The following is a 1,580-nucleotide window of genomic DNA, read 5'->3' on the forward strand; positions in this document are numbered from 1 at the left end:
GCTCTGTTCGAACGGCGGCTGAGTCGGCAGGCACTCGGGGCAGCCGCCGCCGCCGTCGCCGTCATCGCCCTGGTGGGTGGCGGGATCGGAGCGATCGTCGCCGATTCGGCGCGAGTGCTCACCACGTCGACCGTCCGCATCGCCGACGCGCCGACGAACGTCCTGCGGCCCGACAACCCGGTCGGTGAGGTCGCCCAGCGGGTCCAGCCGGCGGTGGTCAACATCCAGGTCTCGACCCCCTCGGCGCGGGGTGAGGGCTCAGGCATCGTCATCGACCCGCAGGGGTACATCGTCACCAACAACCACGTCGTCACGATGGACGGTGCCGCGGACAGGGCGGACATCGACGTCGTCTTTACGGACGGGACCAGGGCGTCGGCCGAACTGGTCGGCCGCGACCCGGCGACCGACCTCGCGGTGCTCAAGGTCGACGGGGTCCAGAACCTCACCGTGGCGACGCTCGGGGATTCCGAGCGGGTCGAGGTGGGCGAGCAGGTGGTGGCCATCGGTTCGCCCCTGGGCCTGGCCAGGACGGTCACCGAGGGCATCGTGTCGGCCACCGAGCGGCCGATCGCGCTGGGGGAGTCGACGTCCGACGGGGACGTCGTGATCGACGCCATCCAGACGGACGCGGCGATCAACCCCGGCAACTCGGGCGGTCCGCTCATCGACGCCAGTGGGGCGGTGATCGGCATCAACACCTCGATCTTCACCCGGACAGGCGGATCGATCGGCCTCGGGTTCGCGATCCCCGTCAACGACGTGCGCGCCATCGCGACCTCGCTCATGACCGAGGGGTCCGTGCGTCATGCCACGATCGGTGTGAACGCGCGCAAGGCGGACAACGGCGACGTCGAGGGCGCCGAGCTCGTCAACGTCCGCGAGGGCTCGCCCGCGCTCGAGGCCGGTCTGCGGGAAGGCGACGTGGTGACGATGATCGGTGAACGTCGGGTGCGTTCGTCCGACGAACTCATCGTGGCCGTCCGTCGCGCCGGCGCGGACGTGGACGTCCCGGTGGAGGTCATCCGAGACGGCTCACGGATCGAGGTGACCGTCCGCCCCGTCCTCGCCTGACCCCGGCGTGGTCCGAGGTCGTGGTGACCAGGGGTGCCGGACGACGTATCCTCAGAGGCGATGTTCTCTAACGTGGGTTGGTCCGAGCTCCTGGTACTGGGCGTGATAGCGCTCGTCGTCCTGGGGCCCGAGCGCCTTCCCGAAGCCGCCCGGTGGCTCGCGTCCGCGATCCGCAAGGTCAAGGAGTTCGCCGGGACCGCCCAGCAGCAGCTGCGCGATGACTACGGGGCCGACTTCGAGGAATTCCGCGAACCGCTCAAGCAGCTCAGCGATCTGCGGGGCATGAGCCCCCGCGCGATGGTGACCAAGCACCTCCTCGACGGGGATGACTCTCTGTTCACGGGCGATTTCGGCGCAGCGGCGCCGGCAGGAGGCCCGCCAACCACCAGCCCCCGGTCGACCGGGCCGCAGTCCACCGGCCCGCAGTCGACAGGTTCCCCGTCGGCCGGCCCCCAGAGAACCGGACCCCGCCCGGCCGTCCCCCGATCGACCGGGCCGACCCCCCC

2 protein-coding genes are annotated in these 1,580 nt (G+C 70.8%); both read left to right on the forward strand.

All coding sequences use genetic code 11. From position 1 onward, the window contains the following. Positions 1–1,074 (forward strand): trypsin-like peptidase domain-containing protein (locus G6026_RS15655; RefSeq protein WP_182613715.1); only part of this gene is annotated, 1,074 nt, incomplete at its 5' end. Positions 1,075–1,134: 60 nt separating this feature from the next. Further along, positions 1,135–1,580, forward strand: a 446-nt coding sequence (tatB, locus tag G6026_RS15660; protein ID WP_182613716.1) for a Sec-independent protein translocase protein TatB, incomplete at its 3' end; no start/stop codon positions are given.

This window comes from Dietzia sp. DQ11-38-2, assembly GCF_014145055.1.
GTDB lineage: Bacteria > Actinomycetota > Actinomycetes > Mycobacteriales > Mycobacteriaceae > Dietzia.